This is a genomic window from Halomonas salsilacus (genome assembly GCF_051216275.1).
Taxonomy (GTDB): domain Bacteria; phylum Pseudomonadota; class Gammaproteobacteria; order Pseudomonadales; family Halomonadaceae; genus Halomonas.
Genome location: NZ_JBPKAQ010000001.1, coordinates 325,713 through 350,746 on the forward strand (window position 1 = coordinate 325,713; position 25,034 = coordinate 350,746).

Below are 25,034 nucleotides of genomic sequence, written 5' to 3' on the forward strand. Positions count from 1 at the left end.
TCAGGAATCACTCGTCGTCGAAGTAGCGGGCGAAGATCTCGTCGTAGGTGCCATCTTCCTTGAGGGTGGCGAGTGCCTCGTTGAAGCGCTCGGCCAGGGCCTCGTCACGCTGGCGGAAGGCAATGCCGAAGCCTTCGCCGAAGTACTCCGCCGGCTCGCTGACCATCTCGCCGACCACCTGGTAGTCGCCTTCCTCGCTGTTCAGCAGCGTGGCCTGGCCGACCACGTACTCCAGGAAGACGATGTCCAGGCGCTGGGCCTGCAGGTCCAGCACCATGTCGTCGGCAGTGGAGTAGCGGTTGACGGTGGCGATACTACCGTAGGTGTCGGTGGCGAAGTTGTCGTAGGTGGTGCCACGCTGCACGCCGATGCTCTTGTCGGCCAGGGTCTCCTCATTCACCTCGGAGATCTCGCTGCCTTCCGGAGCGAACCAGGCGCCAGGGATGGTGATGTAGGAGTCGGAGAAGAGCACGGTCTGGCGGCGCTCGTCGTTGATCGACATGGAGGACATGATGGCATCGTAGTTGCGCGCCAGCAGACCGGGGATGATGCCGTCCCACTCTTGCTCGATCCACTCGCAGGTCACGTCGATCTCAGCGCACAGGGCGTTGCCCAGGTCGATGTCGAAGCCTGTCAGTTCGCCCTCCGCAGTGCGGTATTCCATGGGCTCGTAGGGCACGTCGACGCCGATGCGTACGTGGTCGTAATCGCGGGCCTGGGCGGTGCCGGCGGCTATGGCCGCACCGAGGATCGAGATGGTCAGCAGTTTCTTCATGCGGTGATTCCTTGTGATGAAGCGGCACCCGAGGTGCCAACGGGCTCGACTCTAGCCCAGCCGTCCCGGGACTGGAAACCCCGGGCGGCGGTTTTTTAAACGCTTGTTTGACGCTGGCGCCGTGGCCCGCCCCCGGGCGCTCAGTTCTGGGGCCGGAGGTGGGCCAGCAGACGCTTCTCCAGCCAGCGGAAGAAATAGAGGATGGCGAAGGTCAGGCAGAGGTAGATGGCCGCCACGAACAGGAAGGCCTCGAAGGGGGCGTAGTAGCGTGCGTAGATAAAGCGCGCCGCGCCCGTGAGGTCCATCAGGGTGACCACGCTGGCGATGGCGCTGGCGTGGAGCATGAAGATCACCTCGTTGCCGTAGGCGGGCAGGGCGCGGCGGAAGGCGCTGGGCAGGATGATCCTGCGCATCATCAGGCTATCCGACATGCCGTAGGCCCGGGCCGCCTCAATCTCCCCGCGGGCGGTGGCCTTGATGGCGCCGCGGAAGATCTCGGTGGTATAGGCAGCGGTGTTGAGCGTGAAGGCGATCAGCGCGGGATAGAAGGCCTCGCGCAGCATCGGCCAGAGGAAAGTCTCCTGGATGCCGTCGAAGAACACCACCCCGTAGTAGATGATGTAGAGCTGGATCAGCAGCGGGGTGCCGCGGAATACGTAAGTATAGAGGTAGATCGGCAGGCTGATCCAGCGGCGGCCGGAGCTTCTGCCGATGGCCAGGGGCACCGCCAGCACCAGGCCGATTACCAGCGACAGGAACACCAGCTGGGTAGTGGTGACCAGGCCGTCCCAGTAGTAGCCGATGGTCTGGGCGGTGAAGATCGCATTACCGGCCAGCAGGTCCTGGAACCAGAAGGAGATATCCGGCATGTCAGTGTCCTCCGAAGCCGACGTCGTAGCGCTTCTGAAGTCTGGCGAAGAGCCACTCCGAGACGCTGGCGATCAGCAGGTAGACGGCCGCCACCGGGATCAGGAAGGTGAAGGGCTCATGGGTGGCCCGGGAAGCCTCGGCAGCGACGCGGACCATGTCGGTGAGCCCGATCACCGAGACCAGCGCGGTGGTCTTGAGCAGCACCATCCAGTTGTTGGAGATGCCGGGCAGGGCGTGGCGCATCATCTGCGGGAAGCGGATGCGCCGGAACACCAGCCAGGGCGACATGCCGTAGGCCTTGCCGGCCTCGATCTGGCCAGCGTCCACGGCCATGAAGGCGCCCCGGAAGGTCTCCCCCATGTAGGCACCGAAGATGAAGCCGATGGTCAACGCCCCCGCGGCGAAGGCATTGAGGTTGACGTACCAGTCGACCCCGAAGCGGTCATAGAGCGCATCGGTGACCACGTTGAGCGCCATCTGGCCGCCGAAGAACAGCAGCATCATCAGCACCAGATCCGGCACGCCGCGGATGACCGTGGTGTAGAGGGTGGCGAGCCTCTGCAGCAGCCAGTTGCGGGACATCCTGGCACTGGCGGTCGCAAGGCCCAGCAGAATGGCCAGCGCCAGCGAGAGTACCGCCAGCTGGAGGGTGACGCCGGCGCCTTCCAGCAGCCGCGGGCCGTAGCCTTGAAGATCCAGCATAGTATTCTCCCGCTCGGTACTTGGGGGGGGCGCTCAGTACTTGGGGGCCAGGAACTGCCTCAGGCGTGGAGACTGGGGGTTGCCCAGCACCTCCTGCGGCGGTCCGGCCTCCTCGACCAGCCCCTGGTGCAGGTAGATCACCTGGCTTGAGACGTCCCGGGCGAAGCCCATCTCGTGGGTCACCACGATCATGGTGCGCCCCTCGGTGGCGAGTTCGTGCATCACCTTGAGGACATCGCCGACCAGCTCCGGGTCCAGCGCCGAGGTGGGCTCGTCGAACAGCATCACCTCCGGGTCCATGGCCAGCGCCCGGGCGATGGCGCCGCGCTGCTGCTGGCCGCCGGACATCTGAGCCGGATAGGCGTCGGTGCGGGCGGTGAGTCCCACCCGCTCGAGCAGAGCGCGGGCCTGCTCGATGGCCTCCTTCTTCGGCTTGCCGAGCACGTGCACCGGGGCCTCGATGACGTTCTCGAGCAGGGTCATGTGGGCCCAGAGGTTGAAGCTCTGGAACACCATCGAGAGCCTGGCGCGCATGCGCACCACCTGCTTCCAGTCGGCGGGCTCGCGGCCACGGCGGGTATGCTTGAAGCGGATCTCCTCACCGTGAACGATCAGGTCCCCCTCGTCGGGCTGCTCGAGCAGGTTCATGCAGCGCAGGAAGGTGCTCTTGCCGGAGCCGGAGGCGCCGATCAGGGTGATCACGTCCCCCTTGTGGGCAGAGAGCGACAGCCCCTTGAGGACGTCGGTATCGCCGAAGCGCTTCTTGATGTTACGCACTTCCAGCGGAATCGGGGTTTCGGCCATGGAATGGGCTCCGGGTCAGGGTCGCCGCGGCGACACGCCGTGGGCGAGCGGCGCTCGGCAAGGGCGATGCCAACGGCGCACAGGCCACCCGACCGGGGCGGGATGGCGATCGAAAATGCGGCGCTGGTCCAGTGCGGATCGGCAAAGGGGCAAGATTTTACCCTTCTGTCAGGGTTGTTTTAAGGTTTTTTCTTCTGCCGATCTGGCCATTTGGCTCTGATCGGAGAGGCTAGCCCGTCGGCGGCGGTTCCGGATGCACCAGCAGGGCGGCGCGGGCGCCGACCTCCACCGCGGCGTTGGGGAAGACCACGGCGAGGGGCGCCTCGCCGACCCGGGTCTCCCCGGCCTGGGCATCCTCGGCCAGCAGGGTGCCGGGGGCAAAGGCCGTGAAGTTGGGCGTGTCGTCGGGGAAGGCCAGGTGGAACGCTTCGGATTGCCGCATCAGTTCGTGGGCGACCCGAAAGAAGGCCATGCGACCCGATGGCGCCTCGGGAGGCTCGCGTCCCTCTAACAGCGCCGCCAGCAGTTTCCCCATGGGGGCCAGCACTGACAGATCATTGTGCCCGAAGGGCAGGGCCTGGCCCAACTCCAGGGTAAAGGCCTGGGCGCCGTGAATGTGCTTGCTGTAGTGGGAGAAGGTCCAGCTATGGCGGTGCTGGTGGAGCACCGCCTGGATCTCGGCGGCGGCCAGCCACTGCCACTGCGCCGCCTCCACGGCCGTGCGCTCGGTGAAGGGGCTGACCACGAAGCGCGGGTAGCGGCTGTCGCGGATGGCGGTGTGAAGGTCGTAGTGCAGCCGCCCAAGCCCGGTGTGGCGAGCGAAGAATGCGTCCACCGCCGCCATCAGTGTCCGGGCGCGGTCTGGCTCCATGCCCGCATCAGGCAGGTCGTGGCGGAACAGCCGGTTGAGGTTGGTGCCCACATACCGCACCGCCCGGCGGGCCGCCTCCGGGTTGCCGAGTATGACCAGGGTGGGAGCGCCGAGACGCAGCTCCCCGTTCGCCAGGCGTTTCATCAGCCCGTCGAGCAGCTCCATGGGGGCGGTCTCGTTGCCGTGGATACCTACCGAGAGCACGCAGGCCCGTGCCGAGGGTCCAGGGTGGTCGGGCACGAGCTCCATCAGCCCATGGCCGTGCCATCGGAAGTGCCCGTCGGCCAGGCGGCCCTGTTCAGGGAACTCGGCCTCTTCAAGGCTTCGTGTCAGCCACTCTTGCAGCATGGGATCGTTCTTTAGCACGCTGTCAGGCCTCCTCGCGCCAGGGCGCGCAGGCTTCGCCCTGATCCACCACGATCAGCTCCTCCACGGGGAAGGCCATGCGTTCGGCGCGCTCGACCAGGTCGCGATAGGTGGCATCAGGCAGGGTCGGGGTGCGGGCCAGGATCCACAGGTAGTCGCGATCCGGTCCGGCCACCAGCGACCACTGGTAGTCGTCGTCCAGGGCCAGCACGTTATAGCCGCCGTAGAAGGGGCCGAAGAAGCTCACCTTGAGCCGGCCCACGCTCTCGTCGCCGATGAAGTAGGCGCGTCCCTCCGCCTCGTTGGCCTCGCCCTCGTCGAGCTTCACGCCGCGGTTGAGTACCCGCACGCCGCCATCATCGCGCAGGCTGTAGTCGGCGGTGACACAGTTAAGCCCCCGCTCGAAGGAGTGGTCGAGCCGGGCGATCTCATACCACTGGCCCAGGTAGCGGTCGAGCGCAAAGCCGGTGACCGGTTCGGTGCCCTTGGGGAGGCCGGTACAGCCGGCCAGCAGCAGGCCGGCGCCCAGGGTGGCCAGCAGGGGAAGGTGAGGCATGAAAGCTCCTTGGCGTGATGCCGCGTCAGTGGGCAGCGGTGACCATTGCCGCATGGGGGGAGGGCGAGGAGGCGATCTAGGCTGGCCGCCCGAGCATTCTCAGGAGGTCGCCATGGCTGACCATGCCCTCCATCTCAACGACCACCATGATGCCCTCGCCACCGGGGGCGGGGAAAGCCTGGTGGTGCGTCTTCAGGCGGCCTTCCGTGAGGCCGGCGCCGAGCCGGCCCCGCGACTGCCGGGGCCAACGCTGATCTTCGCCGGCAGGCTCAGCCGTTGATGCGTTCGGCGATGGCGCGGCCCAGGCTCTCGGTATTGCCGGTGCCGCCCACGTCGGGGGTCAGCAGCGCGGTATCGCCCTCGGCCAGCACCGCCTCGAAGGCGGCGACGATGGCATCCGAGGCCTCCTGATGGCCCAGGTGTTCGAGCATCATGGCACCGGACCAGATCTGGCCGATGGGGTTGGCGATGCCCTTGCCGGCGATGTCCGGGGCGCTGCCGTGGACCGGCTCGAAGAGACTCGGGAAGGCGCCATCGGGGTTGATGTTGGCGGAGGGCGCCACGCCGATGGTGCCGGTGCAGGCCGGGCCCAGGTCGGAGAGGATGTCGCCGAACAGGTTGCTGCCCACCACCACGTCGAACCAGTCCGGATGCAGCACGAAGTTGGCGGTGAGGATGTCGATGTGGAACTTGTCCACGGCCACCTCGGGGTAGTGCTTGCCCATGGCGGCCACGCGCTCGTCCCACCAGGGCATGGTGATGGCGATGCCGTTGGACTTGGTGGCCGAGGTGAGCTTCTTCCGGGGCCGGGACTGGGCCAGCTCATAGGCGAACTTCAGCACCCGGTCGGTGCCGTGGCGGGTCATCACCGTCTCCTGGATCACCACCTCGCGGTCGGTGCCCTCGAACATCTTGCCGCCGACGCTGGAGTACTCCCCCTCGGTGTTCTCGCGCACCACATAGAAGTCGATGTCGCCCGGTTTCCTGTTCGCCAGGGGACTCTTGATGCCGGGAAGCAGCCGGCAGGGGCGCAGGTTGACGTACTGGTCGAAGCGGCGGCGGAACTGCAGTAGCGAGCCCCACAACGAGATGTGGTCGGGCACCGTCGCCGGCCAGCCCACCGCGCCGTAGAAGATGGCGTCGAAGCCCTCGAGGGTCTCGAACCAGTCGTCGGGCAGCATCTGGCCGTGCTCGGCGTAGTAGTCGCAGCTGGCGAAGTCGAAGTGCGCAAGCTCAAGCTCGATGCCGAACCGGGCGGTGGTGGCCTCCAGGGCGCGCAGCCCCTCGGGCATGACTTCCTTGCCGATGCCGTCGCCAGGGATCACGGCGATTCTATGGGTCATGTCGGGCTCCCTCGGTTATTGGGGTGGGGGGACGAGCTCCCCGCAGTCTAGCCCTCCTAGAGGTGTCGATAATCAGGCTAGAATGCAATGTATTGTTGATCAAAAGTGGAGAATCAGGTGGCCCAGTTCGATGACCTGGCCTTCTTCCAGCGTCTGGCCCAGGCCGGCAGCCTCACGGCCACGGCCCTGGAGCTCGGCCTGTCGCTCTCGGCGGTGAGCAAGCGGCTCATGCAGATCGAGGCGCGCCTGGGGGTGACCCTGGCCAGCCGCACCACCCGTCGCCTGACCCTGACCCCGGAGGGGGAGCGCTACCTGGGGCGTGGGGCAGTGATCCTCGAGGAGCTGGTCGAGCTGGAGGAGGCACTGGGGGCGCAGCGCTCCGAACTCTCCGGTCCGCTCAAGATCAATGCCACCTTCGGCTTCGGGCGACGACACGTGGCGCCGTTGCTGTCGAGCTTCCGCGCCCGCCATCCGGGGGTGGAGGCGTCGCTGGAGCTCACCAACTTCCCGCTGACCCCGGGAGAGCAGGGGGTGGATATCGGCATCCGCGTGGGGGAGCCGCCCGACTCGCGCCTGGTGGCCCGGCAGATCCTCGCCAATCGCCGGGTGCTGTGTGCCGCCCCCCGCTACGTGGCGGGGATGGTGCCACTGGCCTCGCCGTGGGACCTGGCGGCCCGGCCCTGCCTGCTGCTGCGCGAGAACGACAGCGACTTCGCCCTGTGGCGATTCCGGCGCGGCGGCGGTGATGGCGAGGAGCCGGCGGTGAAGGTCTCGGGCCCGCTGGCCAGCAACGACGGTGAGGTAGTGGTGGGTCTGGCGCTGGACGGCCACGGCATCGCGCTGCGCTCCTGGTGGGACGTGCATGCCCACCTGGCCACCGGCCGACTCGTCGAACTGCTGCCCGGATGGCAGGGGGTGCGTGCCGACTTCCATGCGGTCTATCCCCAGCGCCGCCACGTGCCGGCACGCGTCCGCGCCTTCATCGACCACTTGGCCGAGGGCATGGTGGGGCGGGTGCCGCCGCTTCCCGAGCTGTGACCCATCGGTCACGGAGCCGGGCGTCGGGTCGCGGCATGGCGCCCATCCATACGGCATGTAATAGTCATGGCCTGGCTGTCACCGACTCCGACGGCGACTCCTCCGAACCGGCGAGAGACCCCATGACACAACAAGACGATATCATCGAGCAGGTTTCCGGCCTGCTAGAGCGGGCTTGGCTTAGCGGCGAGTGTCTGTCATCCCTGCCGGATGCCTGCCGACCGGTGGATCAGGCCCAGGCCTACCGGATTCAGCGGCGCCTGGCCGAGCGGCTGGGGCCGACAGGCGGCTGGAAGGTCGGCGCCCCCTCGCCCGATGGGGCTCCCCACTATGCGCCCCTGCCCGCCCGCTTCCTGCAGCATGGCTCCGCGACTTGCCGCCTGGATGAACTCGGCCGGGCCATCCTGGAGGCGGAGCTTGCCTTTGCACTGAAGGAGGACCTGCCGCCGCATGAGGCTCCCTATGGCCGCGACGAGGTGCTCTCGGCCGTGGCCTCGGTGCATGCGGTGATCGAGATCGTCGACTCGCGCTTTCGCGACTGGCCCGAGGGCACCGACAAGCTCAGCCAGTTGGCCGATCTGCAGAACTTCGGCCGGCTGATCGTGGGAGAGGGGCAGGCGGAGTGGTCGGCGCTTGACCTGAGCCGCGTGCCGGCCTCGCTGACGCTGGACGGTGCGCTCGAGGTCTCCGCGGTGGGCGGGAACCCGGCCGGTGATCCCGTTGCCCTGCTGGTGTGGCTGGCCAATGCGCTGCCGGCCACCGGGCAATGGCTGCGGGCCGGCGAGGTGGTGACCTGCGGCTCCTGCACCGGCAAGACCCCGGTGGGCGAACCGGTCCGGGCGACGGCGACCTTCGAGGGCGTCGGTCGTGTCGAAGTTGAGCTGGTTTGACGCACCTCCCCGTCACTCCGCCGGCGTGTCAGCGTCTGGCGGTGGCTCGGGTAGCCGGGCCAGCGGGTCCTGGCGGAAGTAGCGGCAGAGCAGCTCCAGCAGCGCCGGGTAGGCCTCATCCAGCAGGTCAGGGACGGTGAAGAAGGCCTCGCAGCAGACCGCGAAGCACTCGCCCGGGTGGGTGGCGGCGTAGTCGTCGATGGGGGTTTTCTCGCCGCGCTCTAGCCGCCTCTGGAGATCCTCCCAGACGCCCATGAAGACCCGATGCCACTCCCGCGGGTCGATGTCGGCGGGCAGCGGCGGGAAGCCGTCGACGTCCAGGGAGTTGCCCAGGTCGATCTTGTGGGCGAACTCGTGGATCAGCACGTTGAAGCCGGTAAAGTCGCCGCTCTCCATCAGGTCGGGGAAGGCCACCACCACCGGGCCCTGGTGGGAGGTCTCGCCTGCGCGCTCGTCCTCGTACTCGTGCATCACCCCGAACTCGTCCATCTCCTCCACTTGGCGCCTGAAAGCGTCGGGCAGGATCAGCACCTCGTGGACGTTGGCGAAGGCCTCCTGGTGCTCCTCGTCGCTCCAGCCCAGGGTCAGCAGGCAGGCCTGGGCGGCCAGGGCCAACTGAGCCGGCAGGTCGAAGGGGGTGCTCTCGGCCAGTTCCGGATGCAGGCTCAGGCGCATGGCATGCAGCAACAGCCAGGCGCGCTCGCCCAGGCGCCTCGCCTCCTCGGCGGGCAGGGCGGCGAGCAGCGGCAGCCTCGCTCTGGCCTCGGCCCAGGCGTCCTCGGGAAAGGGGTGGCGGGCGGCGAACTGGCGTTCACGCCAGCGGCGCAGGTGACCCAGCATCGGCTCGGCGCTCCTTCTCGTCAGCTCTCGTCCTGGTCGAGCCCAGCCTGGCGGGCCCCTGACTTCCACGACCAGTCGCGCCAGCGCAGGTCGAAGAGGTCCTTGCGGCGGTCCTTGAGGTTGGTCACCGAGCCCTCGTTGCGCACCATGGTCAGCCGCGTCAGGTCCAGATCCGAGAAGAAGATCATCTCGGTGTTGGGGGTGGTCTCGTTGAGCACGGCGTCGTGGGGAAAGGCGAAGTCCGAGGGAGAGAAGACAGCCGACTGGGCGTACTGGATGTCGAGGTTTTCGATGGAGGGCACGTTGCCCACGCTGCCGCACAGCACCACGTAGCACTCGTTCTCGATGGCCCGGGCCTGGGCGCAGTGGCGCACCCGCAGGTAGCCGTTCTTGGTGTCCGTCCAGAAGGGCACGAAGAGGATGTCCATGTCCTGCTCGGCGAGCAGGCGCGGCAGCTCCGGAAACTCCACGTCGTAGCAGATCAGGATGCCGACCCGACCGGCGTCGGTGTCGAAGACCAGCAGACCATCGCCGCCCTCGATCACCCAGTCGCGGCGCTCCTGGGGGGTGATGTGCAGCTTGGCCTGGGACTCCAGGGTACCGTCGCGGTGGCAGAGGTAGCTGACGTTGTAGAGGCGGTCGTCCTCGCCCACCTCGATCATCGAACCGGCCACGATGTTGATGTTGTAGGAGACCGCCATGCGTGACATCTCGGCCTTGAACTTCTCGGTGAAGCTGGCCAGGAAGCGAACCGCCGCGGTCTGGTCCTGCTGGGCATCGCGGTCCTGCAGGCCCATCAGCGGCGCGTTGAACAGCTCCGGGAAGACCGCGAAGTCGCTCTTGTAGTCGGAGAGCGCATCGACGAAGTACTCCACCTGCTGCAGCACCGCCTCCACCGAATCGAACTCGCGCATCTGCCACTGCACCGCGCCGATCCGCACCTGGGTCTTGCGAGTGTCGAGCACCAGCGCCGCGGGCTCGTAGAGGAAGTTGTTCCACTCCAGCAGGGTGGCGTAGCCCTGTGACTTCTCGTCCTCGGGCAGGTAGCCGCGCAGCAGGCGCTTGACCTGGAAGTCGTTGGCCAGCTGGAAGGAGAGGATGGGGTCGTGGATCTCCTTGCGAGCCACCCGGTCGATGTACTGGGTGGGGGAGAGCGCCTCGGCGTGCTTGTGGTACTGGGGAATGCGCCCGCCGGCGAGTATCGCTCGGAGGTTGAGCGAGCGGCACAGCTCCTTGCGGGCATCATAGAGGCGCCGGCCCAGACGGTAGCCCCGATAGTCCGGGTGGATCAGCACGTCCAGCCCGTACATGGCGTCGCCCTCCGGGACATCGAGGATCACATCGCGCTTGCCGATCAGGTCGTCGTACTTGTGTGGGTTGGTGAACTCCTCGTAGTCGACACGCGCGGTCAGCGCCATGCCCACCAGCCGGCCGTCATCCTCGATGGCGATCTGGCCGTCCGGGAAGGTGGCGAGCAGCGTGTCGATGGTGTGCTTCGACCAGGCGCCGCCGATGTCGTGGTAGACGGCGTCCATCAGCGTCTCGAGCTGGGGATAGTCCTCGGGCGTCAGGTTGCGAAGCGTGAGGTGCAGGTCATCGAGGGACATGGCGCGTCCTTGTCTGTCGGTCAGAGGGAGGAGCCCGAGTCTAGCACGGGCGGTCGGCATCGCTCGGTCCCGGACGCGGACGCAGCAGCGGCCGAGTCAGGGTCTGGGCCATGATCACTCCGCCGAGAATCAGTACGCCACCCATGAAATGGAACAGCGCGATGCGCTCGCTCAGGGCGGCCATGGCGATCAGCGCGCTGAACAGCGGCATCAGATTGATGAAGATGCTCGCCTGGCTGGCACCGATCTGGCGAATAGCCAGCATCCACAGGAAGGTGGTGATGATCGAGGCCGGGATGCCCGCATACAGGATCAGAGCGATGTTGCTCCCATCCACAGGGGTCATCGGCCCCATCAGGTAGGGAGGTAGCAGGAACAGTACGGCGAAGATCACCTGGGCGTAGAGCAGCACCCAGGGCGGCAGGCCGATGGGCCAGCGTTTGAGCATCACCCCATAGAGGGCGTAGCAGGTGGCGGCCACCAGCATCAGCGCATCGCCCTTGGCCACCGTCAGTTCCAGCAGCGACAGCGGGTTGCCGCGACCCAGCAGGATGGCCACGCCCACCAGGGCCAGCAGGCCGCCGGCCACGCCGCCGAGGCTCGGCGGCTCGCGCAGGATCAGCGCACTGAGCAGCACGGTGAGCAGCGGCACCATGGCGGCCAGGATGCCCATGTTGGTGGCGCTGGTGGTCTCGGCGGCCACATAGGCGAGCCCCTGCCACAGGCCCATGCCGAGCAGGCCCAGCACGGCGAGCTTGGGCCACTCGCGATAGATCGTTGAACGATGCTTCCACGCCGCCGGGGCCAGGAAGGGGGTGAGCACGACGAGCGCCAGCACCCAGCGCAGGAAGGCGATGCTGCTCGGCGCGATGGCGCCCACGGTGAGCTGGTTGATGGTCATGTTGCCCGACCAGATCAGCACGGCACCCAGCGGGGGCAGGAAGTAGAGCAGCGGCATGGCGTCCTCGGTACGTTGAAACGGGGCCTCTCGCTGTCGGAGGCCCGGAAAGGGGGCATGATAGTCTGCTGAGCCACGACATCCCATCGCCACAGGAAGTCTGCCATGAATGATCCGAACGGCTCGAACGGTCCCTCATCGCACGCCGCCAACAGCGACATGGAGACGGACTACGTTGTCGGCCAGGACAACATCGAGGGCCAGTTGGGCCCCTTCGGCTTCGACATCCACAACCGGGTCTTCGCGGTGTCGGCCCTGGCCTCATTGGTCTTCATCGTTCTTACCCTGCTGTTTCCGGAGCGAGCCGGGGCCATCTTCCAGTCCATCGTCGGCTTCTCGACCGGTACCCTGGACTGGTATTTCATGCTCGTGGTGGATTTCTTCATCCTGTTTAGCCTGGCGATGATCGTGCTGCCCTACGGGAAGATCCGGCTGGGCGGCCCCGATGCGCGTCCGGAGTATTCGTACCTTTCCTGGTTTTCGATGCTGTTCGCCGCGGGCATCGGGATCGGGCTGTTGTTTTTTGGCGTGCTCGAGCCGGTCTACCATGCCAACGTCTCCCTGCCTCTCGGCATCGCGTCGCCCTTCGGGGCCGACGGAGCGCTCGATCCTGAGGCCGTCCCTGCCGCCACGGCCATGGGCCTGGCCGGCACCTATCTGCACTGGGGCATCCACGGCTGGGCGGTCTATGTGGTGATGGCGCTGGCATTGGCCATCTTCACCTACAACAAGGGGCTGCCCTTCTCGATCCGTTCCGCGTTCTTTCCGATCCTCGGCGATCGCGTCTGGGGCTGGTGGGGGCACGTGATCGACATCCTGGCGGTGTTCTCTACCCTGTTCGGCCTGGCTACCTCCCTGGGGCTCGGCGCGCAGCAGGCCAACGCCGGGATGAATTTCGTCTTCGGGCTGGAGGTCAGTGCCACCGCCCAGGTCGTCATTATCCTGCTGGTGACGGCAGTGGCGCTGGTGTCGGTCTGGCGCGGGCTCGATGGCGGCGTGAAGCGCCTCTCCGAGCTCAACATGATCCTCGCCGTGCTGTTCTTCCTGTTCGTGCTGTTTGCCGGCCCGACCCTGATCGCCCTGAGCGGTTTCTGGAAGGGACTCACGACCTACGTGACGGAATTCGTTTCACTGTCGGCGCCCTTCGGCCGTGACGACGATGCCTTTCGCCAGGACTGGACCATCTTCTACTGGGCCTGGTGGATCAGCTGGGCCCCCTTCGTCGGCATGTTCATCGCCCGGGTGTCGCGCGGCCGGACGATCCGCGAGTTCGTGACCTGCGTGTTGATCATTCCCAGCCTGTTTATCTTCATCTGGATGGGGGTCTTCGGTGCCACCGCCCTGGAGCAGCTCTACGCCAGCCCGGATACCAGCCTGGTCAAGGACTACGTCATCGACAACTACAGCCCCGAGCTGTCGCTGTTCGGCATGCTCAACGAGTTGCCCCTGACCGGCCTGATGGCGACCATCGCCATCGTGCTGGCGCTGGTCTTCTTCGTCACCTCGTCGGATTCCGGCTCCCTGGTGATCGACACGATCACGGCCGGTGGCAAGATCGATGCCCCCAGGACCCAACGGATGTTCTGGGCGACGGTGGAGGGACTCATCGCCATCGTGCTGCTGCTCGGTGGCGGCCTGTCGGCGCTGCAGGCCGGGGTGACGGCGACGGCGATTCCGTTCTCCATCGTGATGCTGCTGATGTGCTACTCGATCATCAAGGCGCTGAACGGCGAGCTGCATCGCCGCTAGGCCGGACACGGCCGCCGGCGATCAGGCCCGCTGGCGGTCGTCGATGATCTCATCCATGGAGGCGATCTCGAGCTTGTTGCAGAGGTGATCGCGCAGGATCTGCCCCAGCCACCGGCCGTCGCGCTGCTCGAGGGCCTCGATCATCGCCTCGTGATCCTCGACCGCCCGGCGCCAGTAATCGGTGGTCATCTGCTTGGAGTAGCGCACCCGCTTCACCCGCTGGCTCAGGTTGCTGTACATCTCCTGCAGTGCCTCGTTGTGCGAGGCGGCGAGAATGCCCTCGTGGATCTGGCGGTTGACCCGAAAGTAGTCCGCCAGCTCCCGGTTCCGGTAGTGGCCGAGCATTCTTCCGTGCAGGTCCCGGATCTCGGTGATCTCCTCATCGGTGATGTGCTGGCAGGCCAGCTCCCCCGCCAGCCCCTCCAGGGCCCCCATGAGGTCGTAGGTGTCCTTGACCATCTTGAGGGTCAGCTGCCTGACCCGGGCTCCGCGGTTGGGCAATAACTCGACTGCCCCCTCCGAGGCGAGCACCTTGAGTGCCTCGCGCAGCGGGGTGCGGGAGACGCCGAAGCGCTCACATAGCTCCCGTTCGGGAATGCGATCACCGGATGCCAGCTCGCCCTGCTCGATGAGGTCGAGGATGCGGTCGGCGACCTCCCGGTAGAGGTTTCGGTGCTGAATCTTGCTCATGCTCGCTTCCTTGTGCGTGATGCCGGCCAGCGTTGTCACCGCGGCCCGGCAGCCCCCTGCCGTCTCGCATTCTGCCCCGGCCGTCTTCTCCATGGTGGCGAGGGCGGCGAGAGTGTGCAAAGTCATTATGAATTCAAAATTCCATCGGGTACAGCAGAGGGGGAGGGCGAGCAGGCCACCATCCCCGGTGTCGAGGCGGCCGGCCCGGGGGGCCTGGCACCGGATTGAGCCCTGCCCGTTGCGCGAGCCGGGAAGTTGCGTCGATACGGCTGCCTTGACACCTCTTCATGGCCGGGGCTAGCTTTAGGGCAGACGCATTTCGCATAAAGAATTCATTTTACGCGGCGTCTACCCGGCTTCGCTGATATTCACAACAACTTTACAAACAACATTCACAACAGCATTCACAACGGCATTCACAACAACAGAAGCGCAGCCCGGGCGGCATCCCCGCTCGAGCCAAGACTACAACAAGAGGAAAAGCGCCATGCATCTGCTACGTCTCACGGCGGTCGCCGCCGCTGTTGCCCTCGTGTCGGCCCCGCTCCAGGCCCGCGAGATCACCTTCGGTCACGTCGGTGGCCCCGACTCGCTGTTCTCCGACTCCGCCAACCACTTCGCCGAGCTTGTCAACGAACGCCTCCCCGAGCCTTACGAGGTCGTGGTGTTCGGTTCCAGCCAGCTGGGCACCGACTCCGAGCTGCTCCAGCGCATGCGTCTGGGCACCGTCGACCTGGCGCTCCCCTCCACCATCATGTCGTCGGTGGCCGACGAGTTCGGTCTCTTCGAGCTCCCCTATCTGATTCAGGATCGCGAGCACATGAAGCGGGTCGAGGAGGAGATCGTCTGGCCGATCCTGGCGCCGCTGGCCGAGCAGAACGGCTATCGCATCCTGGCCGTCTGGGAGAACGGCTTCCGCCATATCACCAACAACCGTCGTGCCATCAACACCCCCGAGGACCTGCGCGGCATCAAGTTGCGGGTGCCCCAAGGTGTCTGGCGCGTACGGATGTTCGAGGAGTACGGCGCCGAGCCCTCGCCGATGTCGCTCTCCGAGGTGTTCATGGCCCTGCAGACCGGCGTCATGGATGGTCAGGAGAACCCCCTGGCGCAGATCGCCGGCCAGCGCTTCCAGGAGGTTCAGGACTACCTGTCTCTGACCGGACACGTCTATACGCCGGCCTACCTGACCGCCGGCCGCCGCTTCAACAACTTGCCCGACGAGATCCAGGAGATCGTCATCGAGGCGGCCAAGGAGACCCAGGCGTTCGTCTATGAGCATGCCGCCCGGCTCGACGAGGACCTGATCGACGTGATCCGCCAGGCGGGCACCGAGGTAAACGAGGTCGATACCTCGGTCTTCATCGACGCCTCCGGTCCCATCTACGAGGCCTTCGCCAATGAGGTGCCCGGCTCCCAGGAGCTGATCGACAAGGTGCTGGAGCTCGGCAACGACTCCTGATCCGATCTGCTGACCAGCGAGGCAAATGCCCCCACGCCCTGAGGCGACGTGGGGGCTCCCGCCCCTTTCCCTGAACGAGTCGAGACCCATGGGTACTGTGAATCAGATTTCCCGCATCATGGAGCGTCTGCTCGAGATCATCACGGTGATGCTGATGGTCACGCTGACGCTGGTGGTGCTTTACGCGGTAGTGACCCGCTACGCCTGGCGCACGCCCTCCTGGTATGACGAGGTGGCTGCCATCATGCTGGTATGGCTGACCTACTACGCTGGGGCGCTGGCGGCCCTCAAGCGTGGCCATATCGGCGTTGACGGCGTGCTTGCCGCCATGCCGGTGCATATCCGCATGCCGATCGCCTATCTCTCCGAGGTGCTCTTCATCGGCTTCTTCCTGGTGCTTGGCTGGGCCGGCCTGGTGGTCCTAGATGTCATGCAGGGCATGGCATTGATCACCCTGCGCTGGGTGCCGCTCACCTTCACCCAGTCGGTCATTCCCATCGGGGCGGCCCTGTTCATCATTGCCCAGTTGCTCAGCATGCCGGCCCACCTGGCCAAGGTGCGCTCGGGCCGCACCCAGGAGGAGGAGGAGATCCGCCTCGCCATTGCTGAAGCCGAGCGTGACAATGCGCGGGCCGGCTTCACGGCCGATTCACTGACCAAGGATGCACTGACCAAGAGGGATCAGTCATGACACTTCCCTTCATGATCATCGGCCTGCTGGGGCTGATCCTGATGGGGCTGCCCATTGCGGTGGCCCTGGCGATCGTGGCCACGGTGGCCATCGTGGTCTACCAGGGCGTGGACATGCTGCCCAACATCGGCCTGACGATGTTCGAGGGGGCGAGCAGCTTCCCGCTGCTGGCCATCCCCATGTTCGTGCTGGCCGGGGCCATCATGAACACCGGCGGCATCTCCAAGCGACTGATCGCCTTTGCCTCGGCGCTGTTCGGCTTCATTCGCGGCGGGTTGGCGATGATCAACATCGGCGTCTCGCTGTTCTTCGCCGAGATTTCCGGCTCCGCAGTGGCCGACGTGGCCGCCACCGGCTCGGTGCTGATCCCGGCCATGAAGAAGCGGGGCTACCCCAGCGCCTTCGCCGCGGCCGTCACCTCCTCGTCGGCGTCCCTGGCGATCATCATTCCGCCCTCCATCCCGATGATCCTCTATGGCGTCATGTCCGGTGCCTCCATCGTCCAGCTGTTCGTGGCCGGTATCGTGCCGGGGCTGCTGGGGGCCGCGGGCCTCGCGGCGCTGAGCTACTACTATGCCCGTAAATACGACTGGCCGGTGGAGGAGGTCTTCCAGCTCAAGCGCGTCAAGCAGACCGCCAAGGAGGCCAGCTGGGCCCTGACCCTGCCGATCATCATCCTGGGTTCCATCTTCGGCGGCTTCGTCACCGCCACCGAGGGGGCGGGTCTGGCGGTGGCGGCGGCGATCTTCATCAGCGCGGTGATCTACCGTGAGCTGGACATGCGCACCCTCTACAAGGCGATCGTCGACGGCGGTCAGCAGACCGCGGTGGTGATGCTGCTGGTGGCGGCCTCGGCCCTGATTGGCGTCTTCCTGACCGAGATGCGCATGCCCCAGCAGCTGGCCCAGGCGGTGCTCGGCCTGACGGACAACAAGTACGCCATCTTGATGATGCTGAACGTCTTCTTCCTGATGATCGGGCTCTTCCTGCACTCGGCCGCGGCGATCATCCTGGTGGTACCCATCGTCATGCCGCTGGTCGGTGCGGCCGGGATCGACCCGGTCCACTTCGGCCTGGTGGTGTGTCTCAACCTGGCCATCGGCCAGCAGACCCCACCGGTGGCCAGCGTGCTGATCACGGCCTGCTCGATCGCCAAGACGGATGTCTGGTCGGTGACCCGCTCGAACCTCGGCTTCATCGGCGTGCTGCTCTTCATCCTGCTGCTGGTGACCTACATCCCCGCCATCCCGATGGCCTTGGTGGAGCTCTTCTACCGCTGACCGAGGGCCCCGGCGGGCGCCTGTCCTCCGGGCGGCGCACCGCCGGGCTGATCACCCGAGGTGGGGAGGCGACAGTCATGAACAATGCATTCATTATTCATTGTCAGGCGTTCTGCCGGCATGAAGGAGAGGCATGATGAACGGCAACACCCTGCTCCATGAGGTGCGTGACGGCGTGGCATGGCTCGGCTTCAATCGCCCCGAGAGCCGCAATGCCATGACCTGGGAGATGTATGACGCGCTCTCCGCGCAGTGCGACCGCATTCAGGCGGATGACGCCATTCACGCGGTGGTGCTGCACGGGGTAGGCGGCGAGGCCTTCGTGGCCGGCACCGATATCGGCCAGTTTGAGCACTTCAGCGAGCCCGACGACGCCCTCGGCTACGAGCAGCGCATCGATGCGGTGGTCGGCAAGCTGGAGGCCCTGGACAAGCCCACCATCGCCCTGCTGGAGGGAGCCTGCGTGGGTGGCGGCGCGGCGCTCGCTCTGGTCTGCGATTTTCGCTACGCCACCCCGAGCCTGAAGTTCGGCGTGCCGATTGCCCGCACCCTGGGCAACACCCTCTCCATCACCAATGTCTCGCGCCTGATCGACATGCTGGGGGTGGCCCGCACCAAGGAGGCGCTGATGCTGGGCACCCTGTTCGATGCCGAACAGGCGAGTGCGGTCGGGCTGGTCAATGCGGTGATTCCCCCGGAGTGCATCCACGACGAGGTGGCCGCGGTGGCCGAGCAGCTGGGCAGACGGGCGCCGCTCACCCTCAAGGCCAGCAAGGCGCTGGTGGGCCGGGTGCTGGCCCATCGCCGCCTCGCGCGGGAGGCCAGCGATGACTGGGTCACCGCCTGCTACATGAGCGATGACTTCAAGGCAGCGGTGGCCAAGTTCCTGCACAAGACGCCCTTCGAGTGGACCGGCCACTGAGCCGATCACCGGGCTGGCCGAGGCTGGCATGACACGACAACAACAAGTGAGGTGAAGCCCATGCTTCCCCTGGAAAGACTCAAGGTTCTGGACGTCTCTCAGATCATGGCGGGCCCCTACTGCACCATGGTGCTGGGCGACATGGGGGCCGAGGTGATCAAGGTCGAGAAGATCAACGGCGGTGACGACAGCCGCCAGATGGGCCCTTATGTCAACGACGAGTCGACCTGCTTCTCGCAGATCAACCGCAACAAGAAGAGCATCTCCCTCAACCTCAAGGAGGAGCGGGCCCGGGAGATTTTCTACCGGCTGGCCCGGGAGGCGGATGTGATCGTCGAGAACTATCGCCCTGGCGTGACCACCTCTCTGAAGATCGACTACGACACCCTCAAGGCAATCAACCCGGGGATCATCTACTGCTCGATCTCCGGCTACGGCCAGACCGGTCCCTACAGCCACCGCGGCGGCTTCGACCTGGTCGCCCAGGGCATGTCCGGCCTGATGTCGATGACCGGTGAGCCGGGCCGCCGCCCGCTCAAGACCGGCGTGGCCGTCTATGACATCGGCGGCGGCATCACCGCCGTCTACTCGATCCTCGCCGCCTATATCCATCGGATGGCCACCGGCGAGGGGCAGCACATCGATATTGCCATCACCGAGTGCGGCCTGCCCTGGTTCACCTGGGAGGCGGCGGCCTTCTTCTCCGAGGGCAAGGTGCCGGAGCCCACCGGATGGCGCCATCGGGTCTCGGCGCCCTACCAGGCGGTCAAGGCCCGCGACGGTTACCTGATGCTGGGCTGCGCCAACCAGCGCACCTGGGAGCGCTTCTGCGGTGACGTGCTGGCGCGCCCCGAGCTGATGGAGGACCCCCGCTTCATCACCAACCAGGATCGCGGTCGGCACGTCGAAGAGCTCGAGGCGCTGCTGGAGTCGATCATGGCCGACCGGGACGTTGACGACTGGCTGGCCAACTGCGACCGGGCCGGCGTTCCCGCCGGGCCGATCAACGATTTTGCCCAGGCCATGGCCGATGAGCATTACCTGGCCCGCGGCATGGTGCAGGAGATGGAGCACCCGGTGATGGGCCGGATGAAGACCATCGGCTTTCCGAGCAAGTTCTCGGCCACGCCCTCGCAGATCCGTTCCCCGGCCCCGCTGTTTGGCCAGCACACCGACGAGGTCCTGTCCGGACTCGGCCTGGCCCCCGACGAACTCGCCACGCTGCGTGACGAGGGCTGCATCAAGTAGTCCTCGAACCCTACGGAGAACCCCCATGCTCAATCTCGACTTCCATCCTTCCGGCCGCCACTTCCTGCAGATTCCCGGCCCCTCGCCGGTGCCGGACCGTATCCTGCGCGCCATGAGCCTGCCGACCATCGACCACCGAGGGCCTGAGTTCGGCGCCCTTGGTCTCGAGCTCCTCGGCAAGATCAAGCGGGTCTTCAAGACCGAGAGCCCGGTGATGATCTACCCGGCCTCCGGCACCGGGGCCTGGGAGGCCGCGCTGGCCAACACCCTCTCGCCGGGAGATAAGGTGCTGATGTTCGAGACCGGCCAGTTCGCCACCCTTTGGCACAAGATGGCGCGTCGTCTGCAGCTCGAGCCCGAGTTCATCGGCCTGCCGGGCTATGAAGGCTGGCGCCACGGGGTGCAGGCCGGGATGATCGAGGCGCGCCTCAGGGAGGATGCCGGCCACGCGATCAAGGCGGTCTGCGTGGTGCACAACGAGACCTCCACCGGGGTGACCAGCGATATCGCCGCGGTACGCCGCGCCATTGATGCCGCCGGTCACCCGGCGCTGCTGCTGGTCGACACCATCTCGGGGCTCGCCAGCGCCGACTATCGTCATGACGAGTGGGGGGTGGACGTGACCATCTCCGGCTCCCAGAAGGGCCTGATGCTGCCCCCCGGCATCAGTTTCAACGCGATTTCCGACAAGGCCATCGCGGCCAGCCGCGAATCGACCATGCCCAGGAGCTTCTGGGCGTGGGACGAGATCCTCGAGGCCAACCGGACCGGCTACTGGCCCTACACTCCCAGCACCAACCTGCTTTACGGCCTCAACGAGGCGCTGGACATGTTGCTCGAGGAGGGACTGGAGCATGTCTTCGCCCGCCACCAGCGCTGGGCCGCCGGCGTGCGCACGGCGGTTGCGGCCTGGGGGCTGGAGATCCAGTGCCAGGATCCCGAAGTCTACTCGCCGGTGCTCACCGGCGTGGTGATGCCGAAGGGGGTCGACGCCGACGCGGTGCGCAGGATCATCTACGAGCGCTTCGACCTTTCGCTGGGCACCGGCCTGGGCAAGGCCAAGGGCCGGATGTTCCGCATCGGCCACCTGGGCGACTGCAACGACCTGACCCTGATTGCCACCCTGGGCGGCTGCGAGGCGGGCATGAAGCTGGCCGGCGTGCCCCTGGCAGGCAGCGGCGTGACAGCGGCACTGGAGTACTTCGCCCAGCATCCACTCGATGCCCAGTGATCCCACCTCATGTTTCCCCCACCCACGGCTGAGGAAGGCAGGATGACGTCGCTGACGGGCAAGAACGCTTCCCCGGATGCGCGGGTCAAGCCAGTGACCGAGCTGGCGGCCCGCCTCTCCCGGGAGATGGAAGGTGAAGTGCTGTTCGACCAGGCCTCGCGCGGTCGCTACTCGACGGATGCCTCGATCTACCAGGTGATGCCGGTGGGCGTGGTGATCCCGCGCCACCAGCAGGACCTGACCACGGCGCTGGAGATCGCCCGCGACGCCCGGGTGCCGATCCTGGCCCGCGGCGCCGGCACCAGCCAGTGCGGCCAGACCGTGGGCGAGGCGCTGGTGATCGACAGCACCCGCTGGCTCAAGGAGATCATCGAGTTCGACGCCGAGGCGCGCACCGTGGTGGTGGAGCCCGGCATCGTCCTCGACCATCTCAACGCCTGGCTCAAGCCCCACGGGCTCTGGTACCCGGTGGATGTCTCCACCAGCGCCCAGTGCACCCTGGGGGGGATGACCGGCAACAACTCCTGCGGCTCGCGCTCGATCCACTACGGCAACATGGTGCACAACGTATTGGGCGTGGACGCCTGGCTAACTGACGGCAGCGAGGGCCACTTCGGCTTCGTCGACCGGCTGCCGGCCTCGGGAAGGGTGCGTGAACTCGCCGACCGGGTAAAGGCCATCGCGGACGGCGTGGCCTCCGAGATCCGCGAGCACTTTCCCAAGGTGCTACGGCGTGTCGGCGGCTACAACCTCGACCTCTTCGACTGCCAGAATCCCAAGCCCTACGACCTGGAGGGGCGGGTCAACCTGGCCCACCTGCTGGTGGGTTCCGAGGGCACCCTGGCGGTGAGCCGGCGCATCACGCTGAGGCTATCGCCGCTGCCGGAGCACAAGGTGCTCGGCGTAGTGAACTTCCCCACCTTCTACCAGGCGATGGATGTCACCCAGCATATCGTCACCCTGGGGCCCACCGCCGTAGAGCTGGTGGATCGCACCATGATCGATCTGTCGCTGGAGAACCCGGCGTTCCGCCCAGTGATCGAGAAGGCGCTGATCGGCCAGCCCCAGGCGGTGCTGCTGGTGGAGTTTTCCGGACAGGACCATGAGGCCCAGCTCGCGTCACTGGCGCGCCTCAGCGAGCTGATCGCCGACCTGGGACTGCCCGACAGCGTGGTGGAGATGCCGGCGCCCGCCGAGCAGAAGGCGCTATGGAACGTGCGCAAGGCCGGCCTCAACATCATGATGAGCATGAAGGGTGACGGCAAGCCGGTCTCCTTCATCGAGGACTGCGCGGTGCCTCTGGAGCACCTTGCCGAGTACACCGACAGGCTGACCGAGGTGTTCCACCGCTACGGCACCGAGGGGACCTGGTATGCCCACGCCAGCGTAGGCACCCTGCACGTGCGGCCGATCCTTGACATGCGCCGCGACGGCGGCGAGAAGATGCGCGAAATCGCCGAGCAGGCCTCAGCCCTGGTGCGCGAGTACAAGGGCGCCTACTCCGGCGAGCACGGCGATGGCCTTTGCCGCGGCGAGTGGGTGGCCTGGCAATTCGGGCCCGCCGTCAACGATGCCTTCAGGGCGATCAAGGGCGCCTTCGACCCGGAAAATCTGCTCAACCCGGGCAAGATCGTCGACACCCCGCGGATGAATGACGACCGCTACTTCCGCTTCCCGAAGGCGTATCGCAGGATCCCCCTGGCCCCGGTGTTCGATTGGTCGGGCTGGAACGTCACTCGCGACCCGTTGACCGGCGAGCAGGGCGAGGCCGGGAGCGCCGGCGACGCTACCCATGGCCTGGCCATGGCGGTGGAGATGTGCAACAACAACGGCCACTGCCGCAAGTTCGACGCCGGCACCATGTGCCCGAGCTTTCGTATCACCCGGGACGAGCAGCACCTCACCCGCGGACGTGCCAACACCCTGCGCCTGGTGCTCTCGGGCCAGCTGGGCGAGGAGGGGCTGGCCAGCGACGAGGTCAAGGAGGTGCTCGACCTCTGCGTCTCCTGCAAGGGCTGCAGGCGCGACTGTCCCACCGGCGTCGACATGGCCAAGTTCAAGATCGAGGCGCGCACCGCCCGGGCCCGAGCGAAGGGGCTATCCCTGCGCGACCTCATAGTCGGGGAGATGCCGCGCTATGCCCCCTGGGCCAGCCGGTTCGCCGGGCTGGTCAATGGCGTCGAGCGCGTGCCCCTGCTGGCCCGAGCCATCAAGCGCTCGCTGGGCTTGGCCCCGCAGCGCCCACTGCCGGCCTTCAGCGGCAACTTCCTGGCCGAACCCCACGACACCCCGGCCCTCGCCTCCCGGGAAGTGCTGCTGTTCGTGGATACCTTCAACAACTATCAGGAAGGGGATAACGCCCGGGCCGCTCGGCGGGTGCTGGAAGCCGCCGGCTACCGGGTACACCTGAACGTCAGGCAGGGCGACAGACCGCTGTGCTGCGGGCGCACCTACCTCTCTTCCGGGCAGTTCGACAAGGCCCGGCGGGAGGCGCGCCGCACCCTCGATCACCTGATGCCCCACGTGAAGCGGGGCGTGGCCATCGTCGGGCTAGAGCCGTCATGCCTGCTGACCCTGCGCGACGAGTTCCTGCAGTACGGGTTCGGCAAGGAGGCCGAGGCGCTCTCCCGTTCGGCCTTCCTGTTCGAGGAGTTCCTGGTCAGGGCGCGGGACGAAGGCGAGCTGCCGCTGGTGCTCAAGGCGCTTCCCCGGCGGCGCGCCATGCTCCATGGCCACTGCCACCAGAAGGCCTTCGACGCGGTGCGCCCGGTCGAGGCGGTACTGTCGTGGATCCCCGATCTCGAAGTCGAGACCATCGAGTCCTCCTGCTGCGGCATGGCGGGCAGCTTCGGCTACGAGGCGGAGCACTACGACGCCTCCCTGGCGATGGCCGAGCTGTCGCTGCTGCCGGCGATCCGCGAGGCCGACGACGACACCGTGCTGGTCGCCGACGGCACCAGTTGCCGCCACCAGATCCGCGACGGCAGCGGCCGCGAGGCGATCCACGTGGCCCGCCTGCTGGAACAGGCCCTGGCGTGAGCGTCGTTGTGGCGCCATCATGCCGGAAAGTGAGGCCAACCGACGAGGAGGCGAGGCGCTTCGATGATCGATCTGCGCAGTGACACCGTGACCCGGCCGACCGCGTCCATGCGCGAGGCCATGGCCCATGCCGAGGTGGGCGACGACGTCTGGGGCGACGACCCCACCGTCAACGCCTTCGAGGAGGGCGTGGCCGAGCGCGCCGGCAAGGCCGCTGCGCTGCTGTTCCCCTCGGGGACCCAGAGCAACCTCTGTGCACTGCTGACCCACTGTCAGCGAGGCGAGGAGGTGATCGCCGGGCAACACTCCCATATCTTTCGCGACGAGGGCGGCGGGGCCGCGGCCCTGGGCAGCATCAGCGTCCAGACGCTGCCCCACGCGGCCGACGGTAGCCTGGCTCTCGATGCCCTGCGCGGTGCGGTTAAGGGCGACGACATCCATCACTGCCGCAGCCGGCTGCTGGCGCTGGAGAACACCTTTCGCGGCAAGGTGCTGCCCCGGGACTACGCCCTGGCCGCCACGGCCCAGGCTCATGGGCAGGGGCTCGCCACCCACCTGGACGGGGCGCGGCTGTTCAACGCCGCGGTCGCCAGCGGCCACAGCCTGGGTGAGCTCTGCGAGGGCTTCGATTCGGTATCCCTGTGCTTCTCCAAAGGGCTCGGCGCGCCGGTGGGGTCGCTGCTGCTGGGCGAGGCGGATTTCATCGCCCGGGCGCGGCGCTGGCGCAAGACCCTGGGCGGGGGCATGCGCCAGGCGGGGCTGCTGGCCGCGGCTTGCCAGCATGCCGTCCAGCACCACGTCGAGCGCCTCGCCGAGGACCACGACAACGCCCGGCGCCTGGCCGAGGGCCTGGGGAACCTGTCCGGTGTAAAGGTGCGGGCCTGCGATACCAACATGGTCTTCGCCGCCTTCCCCGAGGCCCATTGTCGGGCGCTGCAGGCACACCTCGAGGGGCAGGGCATCCTGATGGCGGTGGGGCCGGTCACGCGGCTAGTGACCCACCTGGACGTGAGCGCCGAGGATATCGGGCGGGTGGTCGCGGCGGTGAACGACTACTTCACCCGAGCCGGCGGCGACCTGCCGGCCGCGGTGAGCTGACAAC

At 66.7% G+C, this 25,034-nt stretch carries 23 protein-coding genes; 12 read left to right on the plus strand and 11 right to left on the minus strand.

The features are described from left to right. Positions 1-7: 7 nt before the first annotated feature. From ACR80S_RS01485 to ACR80S_RS01510, 6 genes are all read right to left on the minus strand, one after another. Positions 8-775 (minus strand): transporter substrate-binding domain-containing protein, encoded by a 768-nt coding sequence (locus tag ACR80S_RS01485; protein WP_435402372.1) that lies wholly within the window; start codon positions 773-775, stop codon positions 8-10. A gap of 140 nt (positions 776-915) precedes the next feature. After that, on the minus strand, positions 916-1,644 hold the full coding sequence (locus tag ACR80S_RS01490; protein WP_435402373.1) for an ABC transporter permease: 729 nt from the start codon (positions 1,642-1,644) through the stop codon (positions 916-918). 1 nt (position 1,645) lies between these two features. Then, positions 1,646-2,347: an ABC transporter permease gene (locus ACR80S_RS01495; RefSeq protein WP_435400519.1), complete on the minus strand. Its 702-nt coding sequence runs from the start codon at positions 2,345-2,347 to the stop codon at positions 1,646-1,648. A 33-nt stretch (positions 2,348-2,380) separates the two neighbouring features. Next, positions 2,381-3,151, minus strand: coding sequence for an ABC transporter ATP-binding protein (locus tag ACR80S_RS01500; RefSeq protein WP_435402374.1), 771 nt, complete (start codon positions 3,149-3,151; stop codon positions 2,381-2,383). A 229-nt stretch (positions 3,152-3,380) separates the two neighbouring features. Beyond that, a complete protein-coding gene (locus ACR80S_RS01505) occupies positions 3,381-4,370 on the minus strand; it encodes a succinylglutamate desuccinylase (protein WP_435402565.1) in 990 nt (329 codons plus the stop codon). A gap of 22 nt (positions 4,371-4,392) precedes the next feature. Further along, positions 4,393-4,944, minus strand: coding sequence for a lipocalin family protein (locus ACR80S_RS01510; RefSeq protein WP_435400517.1), 552 nt, complete (start codon positions 4,942-4,944; stop codon positions 4,393-4,395). 112 nt (positions 4,945-5,056) lie between these two features. Here ACR80S_RS01510 and ACR80S_RS01515 point away from each other — a divergent pair, with 112 nt between their 5' ends. Next, positions 5,057-5,224 carry a hypothetical protein gene (locus ACR80S_RS01515; protein WP_435400516.1) on the plus strand — a complete coding sequence of 56 codons (168 nt, stop codon included), beginning with the start codon at positions 5,057-5,059 and terminating at the stop codon, positions 5,222-5,224. Here ACR80S_RS01515 and ACR80S_RS01520 read toward each other — a convergent pair. Continuing rightward, positions 5,214-6,287 (minus strand): tartrate dehydrogenase, encoded by a 1,074-nt coding sequence (locus ACR80S_RS01520; RefSeq protein WP_435402375.1) that lies wholly within the window; start codon positions 6,285-6,287, stop codon positions 5,214-5,216. The two genes, ACR80S_RS01515 and ACR80S_RS01520, sit on opposite strands and share 11 nt — an antisense overlap. Before the next feature lie 117 nt (positions 6,288-6,404). Between ACR80S_RS01520 and ACR80S_RS01525 the strand changes: the two genes are divergently transcribed. Further along, positions 6,405-7,325, plus strand: a complete 921-nt coding sequence (locus ACR80S_RS01525; RefSeq protein ID WP_435402376.1) for a LysR family transcriptional regulator — start codon at positions 6,405-6,407, stop codon at positions 7,323-7,325. 122 nt (positions 7,326-7,447) lie between these two features. After that, the gene (locus ACR80S_RS01530; RefSeq protein ID WP_435400513.1) at positions 7,448-8,215 is read left to right on the plus strand and encodes a 2-keto-4-pentenoate hydratase; all 768 of its coding nucleotides are present in this window, start codon (positions 7,448-7,450) and stop codon (positions 8,213-8,215) included. 12 nt (positions 8,216-8,227) lie between these two features. On the opposite strand, the gene ACR80S_RS01535 is transcribed toward ACR80S_RS01530, so the two are convergent. From ACR80S_RS01535 to ACR80S_RS01545, 3 genes are read right to left on the minus strand one after another with little or no spacing between them, the layout of a single operon-like run. Beyond that, complete coding sequence (locus ACR80S_RS01535; RefSeq protein ID WP_435400512.1) at positions 8,228-9,055, minus strand: M90 family metallopeptidase; 828 nt, start codon at positions 9,053-9,055, stop codon at positions 8,228-8,230. Between the two features lie 20 nt (positions 9,056-9,075). Next, the gene (locus ACR80S_RS01540; RefSeq protein WP_435400511.1) at positions 9,076-10,662 is read right to left on the minus strand and encodes a GNAT family N-acetyltransferase; all 1,587 of its coding nucleotides are present in this window, start codon (positions 10,660-10,662) and stop codon (positions 9,076-9,078) included. Between the two features lie 40 nt (positions 10,663-10,702). Further along, positions 10,703-11,620: a DMT family transporter gene (locus ACR80S_RS01545; RefSeq protein WP_435402377.1), complete on the minus strand. Its 918-nt coding sequence runs from the start codon at positions 11,618-11,620 to the stop codon at positions 10,703-10,705. Between the two features lie 105 nt (positions 11,621-11,725). Between ACR80S_RS01545 and ACR80S_RS01550 the strand changes: the two genes are divergently transcribed. Further along, on the plus strand, positions 11,726-13,369 hold the full coding sequence (locus ACR80S_RS01550) for a BCCT family transporter (RefSeq protein ID WP_435402378.1): 1,644 nt from the start codon (positions 11,726-11,728) through the stop codon (positions 13,367-13,369). 21 nt (positions 13,370-13,390) lie between these two features. Here ACR80S_RS01550 and ACR80S_RS01555 read toward each other — a convergent pair whose 3' ends face one another. Beyond that, positions 13,391-14,059 carry a GntR family transcriptional regulator gene (locus ACR80S_RS01555; RefSeq protein WP_435402379.1) on the minus strand — a complete coding sequence of 223 codons (669 nt, stop codon included), beginning with the start codon at positions 14,057-14,059 and terminating at the stop codon, positions 13,391-13,393. 487 nt (positions 14,060-14,546) lie between these two features. Between ACR80S_RS01555 and ACR80S_RS01560 the strand changes: the two genes are divergently transcribed. The 8 genes from ACR80S_RS01560 (at position 14,547) to ltaE (ending at position 25,030) form a co-directional block, all read left to right on the plus strand. Next, the gene (locus ACR80S_RS01560; RefSeq protein ID WP_435400507.1) at positions 14,547-15,521 is read left to right on the plus strand and encodes a TRAP transporter substrate-binding protein; all 975 of its coding nucleotides are present in this window, start codon (positions 14,547-14,549) and stop codon (positions 15,519-15,521) included. Positions 15,522-15,609: 88 nt separating this feature from the next. Then, positions 15,610-16,212: a TRAP transporter small permease gene (locus ACR80S_RS01565; protein ID WP_435400506.1), complete on the plus strand. Its 603-nt coding sequence runs from the start codon at positions 15,610-15,612 to the stop codon at positions 16,210-16,212. After that, the gene (locus tag ACR80S_RS01570) at positions 16,209-17,492 is read left to right on the plus strand and encodes a TRAP transporter large permease (RefSeq protein WP_435400505.1); all 1,284 of its coding nucleotides are present in this window, start codon (positions 16,209-16,211) and stop codon (positions 17,490-17,492) included. Before ACR80S_RS01565 ends, ACR80S_RS01570 begins: the two co-directional genes overlap by 4 nt. Positions 17,493-17,628: 136 nt before the next feature. After that, positions 17,629-18,414, plus strand: coding sequence for an enoyl-CoA hydratase (locus tag ACR80S_RS01575; protein ID WP_435400504.1), 786 nt, complete (start codon positions 17,629-17,631; stop codon positions 18,412-18,414). Positions 18,415-18,474: 60 nt separating this feature from the next. Continuing rightward, positions 18,475-19,662 carry a CaiB/BaiF CoA transferase family protein gene (locus tag ACR80S_RS01580; RefSeq protein WP_435400503.1) on the plus strand — a complete coding sequence of 396 codons (1,188 nt, stop codon included), beginning with the start codon at positions 18,475-18,477 and terminating at the stop codon, positions 19,660-19,662. 25 nt (positions 19,663-19,687) lie between these two features. Continuing rightward, complete coding sequence (locus tag ACR80S_RS01585; RefSeq protein WP_435402380.1) at positions 19,688-20,893, plus strand: pyridoxal-phosphate-dependent aminotransferase family protein; 1,206 nt, start codon at positions 19,688-19,690, stop codon at positions 20,891-20,893. Between the two features lie 42 nt (positions 20,894-20,935). After that, positions 20,936-23,932 (plus strand): FAD-binding and (Fe-S)-binding domain-containing protein, encoded by a 2,997-nt coding sequence (locus ACR80S_RS01590; protein ID WP_435402381.1) that lies wholly within the window; start codon positions 20,936-20,938, stop codon positions 23,930-23,932. Positions 23,933-23,995: 63 nt separating this feature from the next. Then, positions 23,996-25,030 (plus strand): low-specificity L-threonine aldolase, encoded by a 1,035-nt coding sequence (gene ltaE / locus ACR80S_RS01595; RefSeq protein ID WP_435400500.1) that lies wholly within the window; start codon positions 23,996-23,998, stop codon positions 25,028-25,030. Positions 25,031-25,034 lie beyond the last annotated feature (4 nt).

Bases quoted from the DNA above. Each gene is read 5' to 3' on its own strand.
- ACR80S_RS01545 (WP_435402377.1), bottom strand. From the start codon at position 11,620: ATGCCGCTGCTCTACTTCCTGCCCCCGCTGGGTGCCGTGCTGATCTGG.
- ACR80S_RS01555 (WP_435402379.1), bottom strand. From the start codon at position 14,059: ATGAGCAAGATTCAGCACCGAAACCTCTACCGGGAGGTCGCCGACCGC.
- ACR80S_RS01590 (WP_435402381.1), top strand. From the start codon at position 20,936: ATGACGTCGCTGACGGGCAAGAACGCTTCCCCGGATGCGCGGGTCAAG.
- ACR80S_RS01585 (WP_435402380.1), top strand. From the start codon at position 19,688: ATGCTCAATCTCGACTTCCATCCTTCCGGCCGCCACTTCCTGCAGATT.
- ACR80S_RS01580 (WP_435400503.1), top strand. From the start codon at position 18,475: ATGCTTCCCCTGGAAAGACTCAAGGTTCTGGACGTCTCTCAGATCATG.
- ACR80S_RS01575 (WP_435400504.1), top strand. From the start codon at position 17,629: ATGAACGGCAACACCCTGCTCCATGAGGTGCGTGACGGCGTGGCATGG.
- ACR80S_RS01500 (WP_435402374.1), bottom strand. From the start codon at position 3,151: ATGGCCGAAACCCCGATTCCGCTGGAAGTGCGTAACATCAAGAAGCGC.
- ACR80S_RS01570 (WP_435400505.1), top strand. From the start codon at position 16,209: ATGACACTTCCCTTCATGATCATCGGCCTGCTGGGGCTGATCCTGATG.
- ACR80S_RS01550 (WP_435402378.1), top strand. From the start codon at position 11,726: ATGAATGATCCGAACGGCTCGAACGGTCCCTCATCGCACGCCGCCAAC.
- ACR80S_RS01515 (WP_435400516.1), top strand. From the start codon at position 5,057: ATGGCTGACCATGCCCTCCATCTCAACGACCACCATGATGCCCTCGCC.
- ACR80S_RS01535 (WP_435400512.1), bottom strand. From the start codon at position 9,055: ATGCTGGGTCACCTGCGCCGCTGGCGTGAACGCCAGTTCGCCGCCCGC.
- ltaE (WP_435400500.1), top strand. From the start codon at position 23,996: ATGATCGATCTGCGCAGTGACACCGTGACCCGGCCGACCGCGTCCATG.
- ACR80S_RS01560 (WP_435400507.1), top strand. From the start codon at position 14,547: ATGCATCTGCTACGTCTCACGGCGGTCGCCGCCGCTGTTGCCCTCGTG.
- ACR80S_RS01490 (WP_435402373.1), bottom strand. From the start codon at position 1,644: ATGCCGGATATCTCCTTCTGGTTCCAGGACCTGCTGGCCGGTAATGCG.
- ACR80S_RS01520 (WP_435402375.1), bottom strand. From the start codon at position 6,287: ATGACCCATAGAATCGCCGTGATCCCTGGCGACGGCATCGGCAAGGAA.
- ACR80S_RS01510 (WP_435400517.1), bottom strand. From the start codon at position 4,944: ATGCCTCACCTTCCCCTGCTGGCCACCCTGGGCGCCGGCCTGCTGCTG.
- ACR80S_RS01505 (WP_435402565.1), bottom strand. From the start codon at position 4,370: ATGCTGCAAGAGTGGCTGACACGAAGCCTTGAAGAGGCCGAGTTCCCT.
- ACR80S_RS01565 (WP_435400506.1), top strand. From the start codon at position 15,610: ATGGGTACTGTGAATCAGATTTCCCGCATCATGGAGCGTCTGCTCGAG.
- ACR80S_RS01540 (WP_435400511.1), bottom strand. From the start codon at position 10,662: ATGTCCCTCGATGACCTGCACCTCACGCTTCGCAACCTGACGCCCGAG.
- ACR80S_RS01495 (WP_435400519.1), bottom strand. From the start codon at position 2,347: ATGCTGGATCTTCAAGGCTACGGCCCGCGGCTGCTGGAAGGCGCCGGC.
- ACR80S_RS01485 (WP_435402372.1), bottom strand. From the start codon at position 775: ATGAAGAAACTGCTGACCATCTCGATCCTCGGTGCGGCCATAGCCGCC.
- ACR80S_RS01530 (WP_435400513.1), top strand. From the start codon at position 7,448: ATGACACAACAAGACGATATCATCGAGCAGGTTTCCGGCCTGCTAGAG.